Source organism: Agromyces sp. Y182, assembly GCF_059445385.1.
This window is the reverse complement of the sequence record NZ_JCAIUF010000002.1, coordinates 1,092,666-1,106,592: the sequence shown is the minus strand read 5'-3', so window position 1 is coordinate 1,106,592 and position 13,927 is coordinate 1,092,666. Positions and strand designations below refer to the sequence as shown.

Genomic DNA, 13,927 nt, shown 5'->3' with positions numbered 1-13,927 from the left:
GAATTGGCCACTTCTCATGGGATCTAGCCCACAGAACCGATGACAAATGCCGCGATTTCCACGTGGTTCGCCGCTTATGTGCGCCCGGAAGCCTCCACCGTCGCCGTCACGCGACCGCGCGCGCTGGCGCTCCGCCGCGATGCGTCGCCGTCACACGACCGCGCGTGCCCTGGCGCTCAGCCACGCGAAAGCGCTCTCCGCGCCTCCGAGGAGCGAACCACCCTCGCGCACGGCCTGCTGCCACGCGTCGAGCACGTCGTGGCGGTCCATCGCCATGACCGCCTCCCACGGATCGTCCTCCTCGATGGGAACGCCGCCCATGCCCCATCGCACCGCCTCGTACAAGAGTGGGATCGCCGCGATGCCGCGCTCCGTCGCCGAGTAGGTGACCTTGCGGGCATCCGTCTCGCTCGGGGTGCGCACGATGATGCCGCTGCGCTCGAGTCGGGCGAGGCGGTCGGCGAGCACGCTCGGACCGATGCGCTCCTCGGACCGAAGGAACTCCCCGAAGGTGTGCTTGCCGAGTGTGAGCAGGTCGCGCATGATCAGCAGCGACCAGCTGTCGCCGAAGGTCTCCACGGTGAAGTTGGTGGGGCAGGTCGACCGCCCTTCAGCTCGCTTCATGCGTCGAGTCTACGGCATTGACTTTGATCATCGTAGTGACCTACGCTTCGATCATCGAAGTGAAACAGATGCCGCGGCGGCGGCCTGCAGCGGAGGAGCCACGATGAACGACACGACCCAGCACGAGACGCACGATCTCGTCGTGAGCCGCGACATCCCCGCCCCCATCGAGGCGGCCTGGAAGTCGTGGACCGAACCCGACCGCGTGCTTCGCTGGTGGGGCCCGAACGGCTTCACCTGCACGGTCGCCGAGCTCGACGTGCGCGTCGGCGGCACGTCCCTCGTGTGCATGAGCGCCCCCGACTGGGGATTCCCGGCGCTGTACAGCACCTGGGCGTACACGCTCGTCGACGCACCGCACCGCATCGAGTTCATCCACAACATCGCCGACGAGCACGGCGCCACGATCGACCCCGCGACCATCGGGGCCGCGGGCATCCCGCGCGACGTGCGGCACGTCATCACGTTCGAGTCGATCGGCGACGACGCGACTCGACTCACCGTCACCGAACTCGGCTACATCGACCCCGAGCAGCTCGCGCTCTCGAAGAAGGGCCTCGAGGAATCCCTCGACAAGCTCGTCGCGATCTACGTGTGAGCCCAGCCGCCCCGGACGTCCCGCATCCCCGAGGCCGCGCGCACCGCGCTGCCTCGCTCCTCGACTTGCACCTCCGCCCGTCGTACGGTTCAGCATGGACTGCGCCGTCGCGGTGATCGCCGAATGGATGCCGCTGCAGCGGTGATTCGGCGGCAAGGGTCACGCGCCATCGCTCCGCCTCGTGGGCGCGTTCGAGCGGTCGACCGTCGAAGAGCGCACCGGTATACGCACGCTTCTCGAAGCTCCTCGTCCAGTTCGACCGAACTGCGGGCGAGTACGAAATCATTCTTGAGGACACCGACTTGTCGCGCTGGAAGGTGACACCGGACACCTTCGACGGGATCCACGAGGAGCTGCGCCTGAAGTTCGCGTGACAGAGCACGGCATTGACCGCCGTGCCGCCTGTTCCGGATTCGACGCTACGGTTCCCCGGTGGCCTTTCGGGTCAGCGCCCCTGACGTCTCTTGTACGGCTTCGGCTGTCCCTTCACGATGGGGGCACGGCCCTTGCCCTTCGAGGCCTTCGCCTTGCCGCCGGCCTTCACCACGGGTGCCTCGGCGGCAACGGGGGCCGTGGCGAGCTCCGCCCTGGCCTCGTCGAGGAAGAGGACTCCGACCTTGGTCAGCTGAGTTTCGCCGTGCCGGGTGAAGAGCGGGTGCCCGACCTCGGTTTCGAGTTTCTCGATCGACGAGTAGAGCGAAGCGAGCGGGATGTCGAGGGCGTCTGCGGCACGCGGGAAGTGCAACTCCTCGGCGACTGCGACGAAACGTCGAAGCAGGATGATGTTCACGGGGAGCCTTTCGTCGGTCCGCGCGAATCGCGGCCCATTCTTCAGGTTACGCGGGTCGGTGTTCGTCACGTGAGACCATCTGAACTGAGCGCGGCCTCCCATGACGGGCGCCGCGACAGCCCGCCCGACCTGAAATGAGCCGAACTCGTGATCACCGTGCACCTGCGATACGAAATCGACGCCGACAAGCTCGCCGAATTCCGTGAGTACGGCCAGCGTTGGATCCGCCTGGTCAACAAGCTCGGCGGCGTGCATCACGGTTACTTCCTGCCGAGCGAGGGCGACAGTGATGAGGCATTCGCGCTGTTCACCTTCCCCTCGCTCGCCGACTACGAGCGATACCGACTGGCCGCCGCCGACGACCCGGAATGCGTCGAGGCAATCCAGTTCGCCGTCGAGACGAAGTGCATCCGGCGCTACGAGCGGCGGTTCGTCTCGCCGGTCTTCGACTGATGCGTCGATCAGCGAGCGACAGGCGAGATGGGCGGTCGCCGACGATCCGACGCAGGCCGACGATCCGACACAACCGGGCGTCGCTCGCCATCCACAGCACACGTCTGAGCAGACGTCAGGCGACGTGCGGGGTCGAAGCGCCCGTACGGGCAGTGAGCACCCGGCTGACGGCTTCCGGCGCTGCGGTGAAGCGCCCGGCCGCGCCGTCGGTGGAGAGGTACTGAACTCGGATGCCGCGGCCGATGCGCGTGAGCTTGGTGACCTCGTATGTGCTGCCGGAGGCGTTCACGAGCGTGTCGCCGACGGCGAGGTGCCGGGTCTGTCGCAGTTCGATCGTCTCCATAGTGAGAGTGTCTCAGTAACCACTGACATCCCACGGCCTACCCGGATGTGCGTATCGCAGGGCACTTCGGATGTCCTAGCCTCGACGCATGCCCGCCTCCGAGTACGTCACCGAGATCCGTCGCCGGATCGGCACCCAACTCTTGATGCTTCCCGGCGTCACCGCGGTCGTCACGAACGAACGCGGTGAGTATCTCCTCGCCAAGCACGTCGATGGCGACCGTTGGGGCTTCGTCGGCGGTGCCGTCGAGCCGCTCGAGGAGCCACGGGATGCCCTGATTCGCGAGGTACGTGAGGAACTCGGCACCGAGGTCGAGATCCTCTCGATCCTGGGTGCCTACGGCGGCCCCGAACTCGTGAACACCTACGACAACGGCGACATCGTCGCGTACGTCGCCACTGCGTACCGCTGCCGCATCGTCGGCACCCCCGACTCGCTCGAGGCCGATGAGCTCTCGGAAGTGGGGTGGTTCGAGGCAGCGGCGATCGCTGAACTCTCGCGGTTCGAATGGATCGACCGAGTCATCGCCGATGCGGAGCAAACTCCGCTCGGATCGGGGTGACCCGGCATAGTATCGCGTCGACGAGAACTGGATCGACCAGGTCGACGTCACCGACACGGTCGGGCACTCCTGGGACCGGGGTCCCCGTTGTCAACCTGCGGGGACGGCGAGAGCGTCGAAGTAGCGACGGGCCTCGGCGACGCTGATCGCGATCGGCCCGTCCTCAGAGGCGTACGCGGTCGCGGCCGACCTCGACGAGAGGCCGAGCTTCGTGAACACGTTGCCGAGGTGGTCGGGCGCGGCGGTGAACCGCCCGGCTGCGCCGTCGGTGGCGATGTAGTGGACCGAGAATGCCGCGGCCGATGCGCGTCAGCTTGGTGACCTCGTAAGTGGCGAACGTGTGCCTCTACGAGGTGCCTGGCGCGTTGTCAACCCGTTGTCGACCCGTGCACGGCTGCCTAACGTGGAAACACCGACGCGCAGGATACGCGTGCGGCGACACCTGTTCCTGAGGAGGACGCCATGAGCGCCAAGGACGATCTCGGCAATACTGCCGAACGACTGACGGGCAAGGCAAAGGAGGGCATCGGCAAGATGACCGACAACGAGCGGCTCGAGGCCGAGGGCAAGGCCGACCAGGTCAAGGCCGACGCCAAGAAGGCGACTGAGAACGTCAAGGACGCCTTCAAGGACGGCACGAAGTAGATCTGACGATCCAGCAGGACCGTAGGCAACGACATGAGCATCAGACTCGGCATTCTGCTCGTCGCGATCGGCGCCGTACTCACCTTCGTGCTGAATATCACCGTCGACTGGATCGACCTCGATCTCGTCGGCTACATCCTGATGATCGCGGGGGCGGTCATCATCCTCGGTCTCGTCTTCATGATGCAGCGTCGTCGGAGCAACTCCACGACGAGCGCGACCGCCGATCCGGTGGCCGGGCAGCAGTCACGCGGACCGAGGGTCAGGCAGCACCTCCTGAGGTGTGAGGCCTGAGGGAAGAGAGCGGATGTCGCATGCGGGGGCCGCGACATCCGCTCGACCTTCTCTGCACATGACACCGCAAACCACCTCCCTCATCGATGGTTCGTCGCGTCGATCGTGACCCTCGAGAACGCTACCCAGTGGTGGGGGGTTGTGCGAGGCTGACGTCATGCCAGAGTCACCCGAGGTACAGGCACTCGTCGAAGATCTCGACTCCCGACTGAGTGGCCATGAGATCAGCGGCGTCGACGTCGTCGAGTTCCGCGCGACGAAGACACGAGCTCGACCGCCGTCGTCGCTCGTCGCCGAGCGAGTGGCGGGCGTCTCACGTCACGGCAAGCACCTCGACATCGCCCTCGGCGGCTCGCAGCACCTGGTCGTCTCGCTCGGCCGGCACGGCTGGGCGCGGTACGCAGGCAGTGGGGCGGATGCATCCGATGCCGCCGCCGAGGCGCCGCCTGCCCTCGTCGTGTTCATCTTCGATGACGGCACGATCGTCGAGTTCACGGATGCCGGTGGCTGGGTGTCGCTCGGCTGCTGGGTCGTCGACGACCCGGCCGAAGTGCCGGCGATCGCGAAACTCGGCCCCGACCCGGCCGATGCCGGATTCTCGCGAGTGGACTTCGATCGGGCAGTGGCCGGCCGTCGCAAGCAGGTGAAGGCAGTGCTGCAGGAACAGGAGTCGCTCGCGGGCATCGGCAACGCGTACTCCGACGAAATCCTGCACACGGCGAAGATCTCGCCCGTCGTGCACGCCGCCTCGCTGACCGGCGTCGAGCTCGACCGCCTGTTCGAGGCGACCGTCGGCACCATCAGGAATGCGATCACGGCGCAGCGCGGGGTGCCGATCGATCAACTGAAGGCGGCGAAGGTCGCGTCGATGCAGGTGCACGGACGCGCGGGCGAGGCGTGCCCGGTGTGCGGCGGCACGATCCGCGACTTCACTTTCGCGAGCACGACGGCCCAGTACTGCCCGACGTGCCAGACCGGCGGTGAGCACCTTCCGCTGCGGTCGGCGTCGTGACGTCGTGAGAATACGCGGCGGCCGTGCAAGACTCGCGGCTGACACGACATAGACATGGCGTGAGGATCGCCAGCACCGCAGCAAGCGCCGACGAGGCCGAGGGGGTGGCGATGCCCGAGCGATCGGAACCACCCGCGATGAACGCAGACGCGGCATGGTTCACCGAGACCGTTCGCGAGCATTCGACGGCGCTCGTGCGCTACTTCGCCCGTCGGGGCCCGCGGCAGGATGCCGAAGATCTCGCCGCCGACGTCTTCGCGATCGCCTGGCGTCGCCGCGATGACGTTCCCCGAGATGCCGTGCTGCCGTGGCTCTACCGCACGGCCGGTTTCACGCTCGCGAACCAGCGCCGCAAGCGCATCGACCTTCCGGTCGACGAGGTGCCCGAGTCGGGAGCGGTGCGCGTCGCCGACGACCCCGAGTTGAGTGCCCTGTTCGACGCCGAGCTCCGGGGTGCGCTCGCCAGCGTGGGTGAGCGCGACCGGCGGATTCTGCTCCTGCATGCCTGGGAGGGCCTCGACGGAGCAGAGCTCGCCGAGGTGCTCGGCATCTCCCGGTCGGGTGCGGATGCCGCGCTCTCCCGAGCCCGCAAACGATTGCGGGACGCATGGGGCGAACGGATGTCGTTCTGACGGCTCGTGCAAGGTTCGGGTCGCGCCGCACATATCCGTAGGTGAACGGCACGCACGGAGGATGATCGACATGAACGACGACAACGAGCTCGACCCGATTTCGCGACTGCGCGCGGCCGACCCAGCTGCCGGTGTCGAACCCCGAGCGGGTTTCGCCGACGAGGTCGTCGCGAGTGCGACGGCCGAGCCGACGGATGGGTCATCCGCGGTGGCCGATCTGGCCGTCGAGCGTACCCGTCGTCGCCCCCGGTGGCTACAGATCGCCGCCGTTGCCGCCTCGATCGCAATCGTCGGCAGCGTCGGATACGGCTTGGGTGCGGCGAACGGCGATGCTTCGAATCTCGCCGATGGGGCCGCCGCCCCGCCCATCTCGTTGCAGGGCGATGCGATGCAGGAAGGGGCGGTGCAGGACGGTGCGATGCAAGGCGCCGGGCCCGAGGCCATCGGCATCGATGGCCGGAAGATGGCGGGTTCGGGGGCGACCGACCTGATGTACCCCTCCGGATTCGGGCGTAATAGCTTCAGTGCCTCTGGGCTCTCGGGCGGCGAGGGCACTGCGCCCGCGTACGCCTTCGACGCGCAGGGCTCGTTGAGCCCCGAGACCGTCACGGCGCTCGCGCTCGCACTCGGCATCGAAGGAACGGCCGTGCTGCAGAACGGCGGCTGGACGGTCGGGACTCAGGACGGCACCGGTCCCTCCCTCACGGTCGGGCTCGACGGCGCGCTCAACTTCTCGTTCTGGAACCCGCTCATCGATCCGTGGCAGTGCGTCGACGACGTCTGCGAACCGGCGGGGGAGATTCCGAGCGAGGAGGCCGCGATCGATGCGCTCCGCTCGTTCATCGTTTCGGCGGGGCGTGATCCTGAGACCTTCGAGTTCACGTCGGAGACCTGGGAGGGGGCGGTGACGCGCACCGCCCAAGCATGGCCCGTCGTCAACGGGCAGCGCCTCGACCAGGCCTGGTCGCTCGAGCTGGCTGAGGGCGGTGTGCTCACCGTCAACGGTGCACTCGCAGACCTCGTCACGGTGGGCGATTACGCCATCGTCAGCGAGCAGCTGGCTTTCGAGCGGCTCTCGGACCCGCGGTTCGGTGCGCAGATGACGAACCTGCCGATCGCCCTGCGCGAGCAGCCGGCTGTCGCAGAGGAGTGGCTGCCTCCGACCGAGCCGCCGGTGACCCGGACGAAGGGCACGTCGCTCTCCTGGCCTGTGAACGAGGTCGAGATCGTCAGCGCGCGCCTCGGTCTCGCGAGCCACTGGCAACCCGACGGCGCCGTGCTCGTCGTTCCGGCCTACGAATTCACCGATGCCGAGGGCGGCACGTGGTCGGTCATCGCGGTCGCCGACTCGATGCTCGACTTCAGCTCGAAATGATGTGACGAGGTCAGTGGCGTCGGCCGAGTTTCTCGTCGAGCGCAGCACCGTCGGGCAGAAACCAGACCTGCGTGCCGCGGTTCGTCTCCCAGACGTAGTCGCGCAGGGCGTCGCTCGCCTCGACATGCTCGGCGATGTCACCGATGATCGCGAGCCGGAGTCGATAGTTGACGAACTTCTGTGTGATCTCGCCCGCGATTCCCGAACCGAGCTTGAAGAACGCGGGATCGATGCGCTCGACGGGCACCGCGACGAGCGTGGCGGCGTGCGCCCAGGCATCGCCCACGAGATCGGCCGCATCGTCGGGGGTCGAGATGACGGGCCCCTCATGAGGGACGTGCAGGACCCTGGTGCCGTTGCTCTCTTCGGTGCGCATGGGTCGACCATAGCTGCGGCCGCGCTCGTTGTGCGCGTCACAGCTCCGGTGTCGAGTTGGTTTCTGGGTGCCGTTGTCGGCATCCGGGTGCAGGATGGTCGTGTGCCCGAGCTCCCAGAGGTCGAAGCGCTCGCCGGATTCCTGCGCGAGCACGCCGTGGGTCGAGCCGTCTCGTCGGCTTCGGTGGCGGCCATCGCTGCGCTGAAGACCTTCGACCCGCCGCTGTCGGCGCTCAGTGGCGAACGTATCGAGCGGGTGAATCGACACGGCAAGTTCCTCGACCTCGACACGGGCGGGCTGCACCTGGTGTTCCATCTCGCGCGCGCCGGCTGGCTTCGCTGGTACGACGAGGTGCCGAAGACGATCGTCAAGCCCGGCAAGTCGCCCATCGCGCTCCGTGTGCGGCTCGACGACGGCTCGGGCTTCGACCTCACCGAGGCCGGCACGAAGAAGTCGCTCGCCGTCTACGTCGTGCGTGACACCGCCGAGGTACCCGGCATCGCGCGGCTCGGCCCCGACCCGACGGCACCCGACTTCTCCCTCGACGACTTCGCGGCGATCCTCCACGACCGACGCACCCGCATCAAAGGACTTCTCCGCGACCAGTCGGTGTTCGCGGGAGTCGGCAACGCCTACTCCGACGAGATCCTGCACACCGCGCGCATGTCCCCGTACGCGCTCGCCGCCAAGCTCAGCCCAGACGAGGTCGAGCGCCTCTACGACGCGATGCGCACCACGCTCGGTGAGGCGGTCGCGGGGGCATCCGGCAAACGACCAGACGAGCTGAAAGACGGCAAGCGCACACGCATGCAGGTGCACGGCCGCACCGGCGAGGCCTGCCCGGTGTGCGGCGACACCGTGCGCGAGGTCATCTTCGCCGACTCGACGTTCCAGTACTGCCCGACCTGCCAGACGGGCGGCAAGCCACTTGCCGACCGCGTGCTGTCCAGACTCTTGAAGTAGCCCTCGAGCCTGCTATGCAGGAGACATGACCACCTCCGATGTGCAGTGGCCGCGCCCTGCGGGCCAACTGATCCTCCGCCCTCCGACGAGCGCCGACCTCGACCAGGTTCTCGTGTGGCGCAACCGCCCCGAGGTCACTCGGTGGCTGATACGAACCGAGGTCGACCCCGAGGCGTTCCGTGCGACCTGGCTCGGCGGCATCGACGACCCGAACGACCACTCGGCCGTGGCGTTGATCGACGGCCAAGTCGTCGGCACCGGTTCCCTCTGGATCACCGACGGCATGGGGCAGTCGCACGTCGACCAAGGGCCATGGCGCCGGGCCGAGGCGGGCCTCGGGTACCTGATCGATCCCGCGCATGCGGGAAAGGGCTACGCCACCGAGATCGCCCGGGCCCTGCTCGACCTCGCGTTCGGCGAGCTCGGCGTGCGCCGGGTGACGGCGGGCTGCTTCGCCGACAACATCGCCTCGTGGAAGATCATGGAGAAGCTCGGGATGCGGCGGGAGCAGCACGGCGTGCAGGACTCGTGGCATGCGGAGCTCGGTTGGATCGACGGCTGCACCTACGCGATCCTCGACGAGGAGTGGCGCGCATCGCGGTGACTCGCGCGGTGAGTTCGCAGCGCGGGCTGACTACAGTTGACCGGTGACTGCAACACTCGTGGCTCAGGGCCTTGCCGGCGGCTACGCCCACCGAACGCTCTTCGAAGACCTCGACTTGACGGTCGCTCCGGGCGATGTCGTCGGCATCGTCGGGGTGAATGGGGCGGGCAAGTCGACGCTGCTCCGCATCCTCGCAGGCGAACTTGAGCCGCAAGCCGGAACCGTGCACCTCTCGCCGTCCGACGCGTTCGTCGGCTGGCTGCCCCAAGAGCACGAGCGCGTTCCCGGCGAGACCATCGCCGCCTACGTCGCACGGCGCACGGGCGCAGCCGAGGCATCCGCTCGCCTTGATACCGCAGCGACCGCGCTGGGTTCGACGGATGCCCCGGCGCCCGGCGCCCCCGACCCTGCCGATGAGTACTCGGTCGCCCTCGAGCGATGGCTCGCATCGGGCGCCGCCGACCTCGATGAGCGCTTGCCCGCCGTGCTCGCAGAGCTCGGGTTGACCCTCGACGGAGCCGACGCCCAACTCTCAGCGGACCCGCTGATGACGTCGCTGTCGGGCGGGCAGGCCGCGCGCGTCGGTCTCGCAGCACTGCTGTGCTCCCGCTTCGACCTCGTGCTGCTCGATGAGCCCACGAACGACCTCGACCTCGACGGCCTCGACCGGCTCGAGGCGTTCGTGCGCGGCATTCGCGGCGGGGTGGTGCTCGTCAGCCATGACCGCGAGTTCCTCGCCCGCTCGGTCACGCGCGTGCTCGAGCTCGACCTCGCCCAGCACTCGAACCGCATCTACGGCGGCGGCTACGACTCCTACCTCGAAGAACGCGCGACGGCGCGACGACAGCAGCGCGACGACTACGAGGAGTTCGCGTCGAAGAAGGCCGATCTCGTCTTTCGCGCACGCACCCAACGGGAGTGGTCGAGCCAGGGTGTGCGGAACGCCATGAAGAAGTCGCCCGACAACGACAAGATCCGGCGCAAGGCCGCGACCGAGTCGAGCGAGAAGCAGGCGCAGAAGGTGCGCCAGATGGAGAGCCGCATCGCGCGCCTCGACGAGGTCGAGGAGCCGCGCAAAGAGTGGCAGCTCGAGTTCACGATCGGCCAGGCGCCGCGATCGAGCTCGGTCGTCTCGACGCTGAACGAGGCCGTCGTCACGCAGGGCGACTTCACGCTCGGCCCAGTTTCGCTGCAGGTCGATGCGGGGGAGCGCATCGGCATCACCGGCCCGAACGGGGCGGGCAAGTCGACGCTCCTCGGGCTTCTGCTCGGCCGGCGCGCTGCGGATACCGGCAGCGCGAGCCTCGGAGCATCCGTCGCCATCGGCGAGATCGATCAGGCCCGCACCCAGCTCACAGGAGAGGCCGCACTCGCGGATGCCTTCGAGGCCCTCGTGCCCGAGTACTCAGCCGGCGAGGTGCGTACCCTGCTCGCGAAGTTCGGGTTGAAGGCCGACCACGTGCGCCGACCCGTCGACGCGCTCTCGCCGGGCGAGCGCACCCGTGCCGGGCTCGCGCTACTGCAGGCCCGCGGTGTCAACGTGCTCGTCCTCGACGAGCCGACCAACCACCTCGACCTCGTCGCGATCGAGCAGCTCGAAGAAGCGCTCGAATCCTACGAGGGCACCCTGCTGCTCGTCACGCACGACCGACGGATGCTCGAGAACGTTCGGCTCGACCGCCGCTGGCACGTCGAAGCCGGGCGGGTCAGCGACAGCTGACCTCGCCTGGGTCCGACGCGCGGTCACGTCAGGTGTGCCCCTCCGCGCCGACCATCGTCGCCGGCGCCGTTCGCTTCGGTGGCCCTGCCGGCCTCGTCGGTTGCGACCTCGACGTCGGGATCGAGCGTGTCGGCCTTGCGGAGTCGATCGTCGGCTTCGGCATGAAGGTCGGCGGCTGCCGACTGCCGGTCGGCGCTCTCGTCGGAGCGCCGTTGCGATTCGAGACGGGCCTGCGCAGCCTCGGCGTCGGCCTGCTTCGCTGCGGCGGCTGCGCTCGCCGCATCCGCGTCATGCTGCCGCGCAGCGGCATCCGTCTCGGCGGCTCCCTGCCTCAGATCCGCGGCCTTCCTGCGCCCGGCCTCGGCGTGGGCCTCTCGGCGCCGCCGATTCGTTGCCATGACGATGATGACGATGATCACGATCACGACGACGATGCCGATGATGATCCAGACGATAGTGGTATCCACGGTGATCCGCCTCCTCAGGTCGGTCACGGCAAGTCAAGCGCGCCCGACCCGGCGTGGCAACGCCTTGCGGAACCGGCCGCAGTGCGGGATCATCCGGCCGGAGAGGCTCTCGTCATCTCATGAGAGGCGAAGCAACGTGGATTTCGGTGCGAAGTTCCTCACGACACGGTGGGCAGTGCGCCTGCCGATCCCGCTCTTCACGGCCGGGTTCGGATTCATCTTCGGCGGCCGGCTTCTGCTGCTCGAGCATCGCGGCCGAACGAGTGGCGAGGCGCGGTTCGCCGTGATCGAGGCCGTCGACCGCGAGGCATCCGACCGTGTCGTGGTGGCCTCCGGGTTCGGTACCCGCGCGCAGTGGTACCGGAATCTCTCGGCCGAACCGCGCTGCGGTGTGAGCATCGGCTGGCGGCGGCGTGTGCCCGCCCGTGCGGAGTTACTGGACCCCGACGAGAGTCGCGAGCTGCTGCTGCGGTACGCCGCGCATCGGCCCAAGGCATGGGCGATGCTGCAACGCTCGATTCAGGATGTCACCGGTCTGGTCGACCCCGACATCCCCATGGTCAGGCTGCACCTCCGGCCTCGATGAGCCCGGCCCGGTCTGGAGCGAGCGGCCCGTCGAGGAGCCCGTCGAGGAGCCGCTCGAGCACACTGAGCCCGTCGGGCGAGAGCACCGATTCGAGATGCCCCTGTACCGAGGCCACGCCGGGACCGCGGAGCGCGTGCACCACACCCGTCGCGGCATTCGATGCCACTTCGAGCTCGAGTCGCGGGGTGATCGAGCGGTTCGGCGCCGACGCCGTGAAGGTGTTGTAGAAGCCGATCGCCGCCGGCTCGCCGAACAGATCGACCGTGAGCTGCAGTCCCTGATGCGGTGCGGCCAGCGGCTCGATCGGCAGACCGGCGAGGTCGGCGAGCACCTGATGACTGAGGCACACCGCGAGCAGCGGCGCCCCGCTCGCGAGCCGCCCGGCCATGAGTTCACGCACGCGAGCGATGCGCACGTCGTCGGGGTCGCGCGGGTCGCCCGGCCCCGGTCCGAAGACCACGAGATCGTCGGATGCTTCGGGCACGGCCTCGCTCCACGGCACGACCCGCGCTGCGACGCCGAGGTGACGCAACTGGTGCGCGAGCATCGTCGTGAAGTCGTCGCCGGCGTCGATGACGAGCGCAGTGGCCCCGCGCGAGAGGTGAGCGCCCTGCGGGGTGCTCCAGAACGGCGCGAGATGGTCGTTGCGAGCGGCGAGCAGGGTGGTGATGCGGTCGTCGTCGCGGCCCTCGGCAGCTGCGACCGTCGCGATCGGCCCACCGGTGCGCGGGACGGCGCCGAGCGCGGTCAGCACGCCCGCTGCCTTCGCGTGCGTCTCCGCGACCTCGCCGTCGGGATCGGAATGCCGCACGAGCGTCGCACCGACCGGCACGCGCACCCCGCCGGCGCCGTCGACGTACGCGGTGCGGATCAGGATCGGCGCGTCGAGGTCGTACCCGGCCGCGGTCGGCGTGAAGCGGGCAAGGACGCCCCCGTAATAGCCCCGCGGCGTCGCCTCGTGGCGTGCGATCACCGTGCAGGCGTTGCCCAGCGGCGATCCCGTCACGGTCGGGGCGAACATCGTGCGGCGCAGCACCTCGCGCGGGTCGAGGTCGCTTCGCCCCTCGAGGAGGTACTCGGTGTGCGTCAGCCGCGACATCCGCTTCAGGAACGGACCTCGGATGCGCCCGCCGTCAGGGCAGACCGCGCTCATCATCTTCAGTTCCTCGTCGACGACCATGACGAGCTCCTCGCGCTCTTTCACGTCATCGAGGAACACCGCGAGCTCGTCGTCGGAGGGCGGCCCGCTGAGGTGGCGGAAGGTGCCGCTGATCGGATTCATCGACACGACCCCGTCGATCGAGCTCACGTGCCGCTCGGGCGTCGCACCGACTGCGGAAAGACCGCGAGTGTGCACCGCGAACGTCCAGTACGCACCCGATTCGTGCTCGAGCAGCGCACGAAGCCAGCCGAGCACGGCTCGGCCGGCCGGTGCCCCGATGCGCCCCGCGAACTCGCGTCGAATCACGAAATTCGCTCCTTCGCCCCGGCCGATCTCCTCATCGATCACCCGGCGCACTCGGGCGGCGTAGTCGACATCGCTCACGTCGACTGCGAGGCCGTCGACGGCGAGCGGATGCTCCGGCAGCATGCCGATGGCCTCATCCACGTCGATCGACTCGCGTTCACGCACGACGAGGCACCGTAGGGGAGCCCCGTCGTCGTGAGCGACGAAACCGCGCTCGCGCACCTGGCGGAACGGCACGAGGGCGAGCACCTCAGCGCCGTCGAGCGGGATGTCGGCGAGTCGGTCGACGTCGACGACGTCGCCGATGAGCACGTCGAGTCGAGGTTCGTTCTCGCGGCGCAGGACCGCGAAGGGCCCAGGTTCGTCGGCGGCGAGCAGGGTCGCGAGCAGTCGCGTCATGGTGTTCTCCGGTCGG

The 13,927-nt window shown here is 68.4% G+C and carries 19 protein-coding genes; 12 read left to right on the top strand and 7 right to left on the bottom strand.

Translation table 11 applies throughout. The features are described 5' to 3' along the window. Nucleotides 1-150: 150 nt before the first annotated feature. A complete protein-coding gene (locus tag AC1C2R_RS19665; RefSeq protein WP_495353416.1) occupies nucleotides 151-624 on the bottom strand; it encodes a winged helix-turn-helix transcriptional regulator in 474 nt (157 codons plus the stop codon). 103 nt (nucleotides 625-727) lie between these two features. Here AC1C2R_RS19665 and AC1C2R_RS19660 point away from each other — a divergent pair, with 103 nt between their 5' ends. Beyond that, the gene (locus AC1C2R_RS19660; protein ID WP_495353417.1) at nucleotides 728-1,222 is read left to right on the top strand and encodes an SRPBCC family protein; all 495 of its coding nucleotides are present in this window, start codon (nucleotides 728-730) and stop codon (nucleotides 1,220-1,222) included. Nucleotides 1,223-1,667: 445 nt separating this feature from the next. On the opposite strand, the gene AC1C2R_RS19655 is transcribed toward AC1C2R_RS19660, so the two are convergent. Then, a complete protein-coding gene (locus AC1C2R_RS19655) occupies nucleotides 1,668-2,012 on the bottom strand; it encodes a LysR family transcriptional regulator (protein ID WP_495381007.1) in 345 nt (114 codons plus the stop codon). A gap of 147 nt (nucleotides 2,013-2,159) precedes the next feature. Between AC1C2R_RS19655 and AC1C2R_RS19650 the strand changes: the two genes are divergently transcribed. Further along, the gene (locus AC1C2R_RS19650) at nucleotides 2,160-2,465 is read left to right on the top strand and encodes an NIPSNAP family protein (RefSeq protein ID WP_495353419.1); all 306 of its coding nucleotides are present in this window, start codon (nucleotides 2,160-2,162) and stop codon (nucleotides 2,463-2,465) included. A 115-nt stretch (nucleotides 2,466-2,580) separates the two neighbouring features. On the opposite strand, the gene AC1C2R_RS19645 is transcribed toward AC1C2R_RS19650, so the two are convergent. Further along, complete coding sequence (locus AC1C2R_RS19645) at nucleotides 2,581-2,808, bottom strand: hypothetical protein (protein WP_495353420.1); 228 nt, start codon at nucleotides 2,806-2,808, stop codon at nucleotides 2,581-2,583. An 88-nt stretch (nucleotides 2,809-2,896) separates the two neighbouring features. Between AC1C2R_RS19645 and AC1C2R_RS19640 the strand changes: the two genes are divergently transcribed. After that, nucleotides 2,897-3,370: an NUDIX domain-containing protein gene (locus tag AC1C2R_RS19640; RefSeq protein ID WP_495381006.1), complete on the top strand. Its 474-nt coding sequence runs from the start codon at nucleotides 2,897-2,899 to the stop codon at nucleotides 3,368-3,370. A 90-nt stretch (nucleotides 3,371-3,460) separates the two neighbouring features. On the opposite strand, the gene AC1C2R_RS19635 is transcribed toward AC1C2R_RS19640, so the two are convergent. After that, entirely contained in the window at nucleotides 3,461-3,589 is a 129-nt protein-coding gene (locus AC1C2R_RS19635; protein WP_495381005.1) for a hypothetical protein, read from the bottom strand. 243 nt (nucleotides 3,590-3,832) lie between these two features. Here AC1C2R_RS19635 and AC1C2R_RS19630 point away from each other — a divergent pair, with 243 nt between their 5' ends. From AC1C2R_RS19630 to AC1C2R_RS19610, 5 genes are all read left to right on the top strand, one after another. Beyond that, complete coding sequence (locus AC1C2R_RS19630; protein WP_495353423.1) at nucleotides 3,833-4,015, top strand: CsbD family protein; 183 nt, start codon at nucleotides 3,833-3,835, stop codon at nucleotides 4,013-4,015. A gap of 33 nt (nucleotides 4,016-4,048) precedes the next feature. Then, on the top strand, nucleotides 4,049-4,309 hold the full coding sequence (locus tag AC1C2R_RS19625; protein WP_495381004.1) for a DUF6458 family protein: 261 nt from the start codon (nucleotides 4,049-4,051) through the stop codon (nucleotides 4,307-4,309). Nucleotides 4,310-4,466: 157 nt separating this feature from the next. After that, nucleotides 4,467-5,321 carry a DNA-formamidopyrimidine glycosylase family protein gene (locus tag AC1C2R_RS19620; RefSeq protein ID WP_495381003.1) on the top strand — a complete coding sequence of 285 codons (855 nt, stop codon included), beginning with the start codon at nucleotides 4,467-4,469 and terminating at the stop codon, nucleotides 5,319-5,321. Nucleotides 5,322-5,380: 59 nt separating this feature from the next. Continuing rightward, the gene (locus AC1C2R_RS19615) at nucleotides 5,381-5,953 is read left to right on the top strand and encodes an RNA polymerase sigma factor (protein WP_495381002.1); all 573 of its coding nucleotides are present in this window, start codon (nucleotides 5,381-5,383) and stop codon (nucleotides 5,951-5,953) included. Nucleotides 5,954-6,023: 70 nt separating this feature from the next. Next, nucleotides 6,024-7,328 (top strand): hypothetical protein, encoded by a 1,305-nt coding sequence (locus tag AC1C2R_RS19610; protein ID WP_495381001.1) that lies wholly within the window; start codon nucleotides 6,024-6,026, stop codon nucleotides 7,326-7,328. A 10-nt stretch (nucleotides 7,329-7,338) separates the two neighbouring features. On the opposite strand, the gene AC1C2R_RS19605 is transcribed toward AC1C2R_RS19610, so the two are convergent. Beyond that, nucleotides 7,339-7,704, bottom strand: a complete 366-nt coding sequence (locus tag AC1C2R_RS19605) for a DUF4180 domain-containing protein (protein WP_495353428.1) — start codon at nucleotides 7,702-7,704, stop codon at nucleotides 7,339-7,341. A gap of 102 nt (nucleotides 7,705-7,806) precedes the next feature. Between AC1C2R_RS19605 and AC1C2R_RS19600 the strand changes: the two genes are divergently transcribed. Genes AC1C2R_RS19600 through AC1C2R_RS19590 form a run of 3 tightly spaced genes read left to right on the top strand, consistent with a single transcriptional unit; the run spans nucleotide 7,807 to nucleotide 10,991 of the window. Then, nucleotides 7,807-8,667, top strand: a complete 861-nt coding sequence (locus AC1C2R_RS19600; protein ID WP_495381000.1) for an Fpg/Nei family DNA glycosylase — start codon at nucleotides 7,807-7,809, stop codon at nucleotides 8,665-8,667. Between the two features lie 25 nt (nucleotides 8,668-8,692). Then, nucleotides 8,693-9,271: a GNAT family N-acetyltransferase gene (locus tag AC1C2R_RS19595; protein WP_495353430.1), complete on the top strand. Its 579-nt coding sequence runs from the start codon at nucleotides 8,693-8,695 to the stop codon at nucleotides 9,269-9,271. A gap of 43 nt (nucleotides 9,272-9,314) precedes the next feature. Further along, nucleotides 9,315-10,991, top strand: a complete 1,677-nt coding sequence (locus AC1C2R_RS19590; protein ID WP_495380999.1) for an ABC-F family ATP-binding cassette domain-containing protein — start codon at nucleotides 9,315-9,317, stop codon at nucleotides 10,989-10,991. A 23-nt stretch (nucleotides 10,992-11,014) separates the two neighbouring features. Here AC1C2R_RS19590 and AC1C2R_RS19585 read toward each other — a convergent pair whose 3' ends face one another. Further along, a complete protein-coding gene (locus AC1C2R_RS19585) occupies nucleotides 11,015-11,458 on the bottom strand; it encodes a hypothetical protein (protein ID WP_495353432.1) in 444 nt (147 codons plus the stop codon). Nucleotides 11,459-11,594: 136 nt separating this feature from the next. On the opposite strand from AC1C2R_RS19585, the gene AC1C2R_RS19580 reads away from it, so the two are divergent. Beyond that, nucleotides 11,595-12,044 carry a nitroreductase family deazaflavin-dependent oxidoreductase gene (locus AC1C2R_RS19580; protein WP_495353433.1) on the top strand — a complete coding sequence of 150 codons (450 nt, stop codon included), beginning with the start codon at nucleotides 11,595-11,597 and terminating at the stop codon, nucleotides 12,042-12,044. Here AC1C2R_RS19580 and AC1C2R_RS19575 read toward each other — a convergent pair. Further along, the gene (locus AC1C2R_RS19575) at nucleotides 12,019-13,911 is read right to left on the bottom strand and encodes an anthranilate synthase family protein (protein WP_495380998.1); all 1,893 of its coding nucleotides are present in this window, start codon (nucleotides 13,909-13,911) and stop codon (nucleotides 12,019-12,021) included. The two genes, AC1C2R_RS19580 and AC1C2R_RS19575, sit on opposite strands and share 26 nt — an antisense overlap. Between the last annotated feature and the right edge of the window lie 16 nt (nucleotides 13,912-13,927).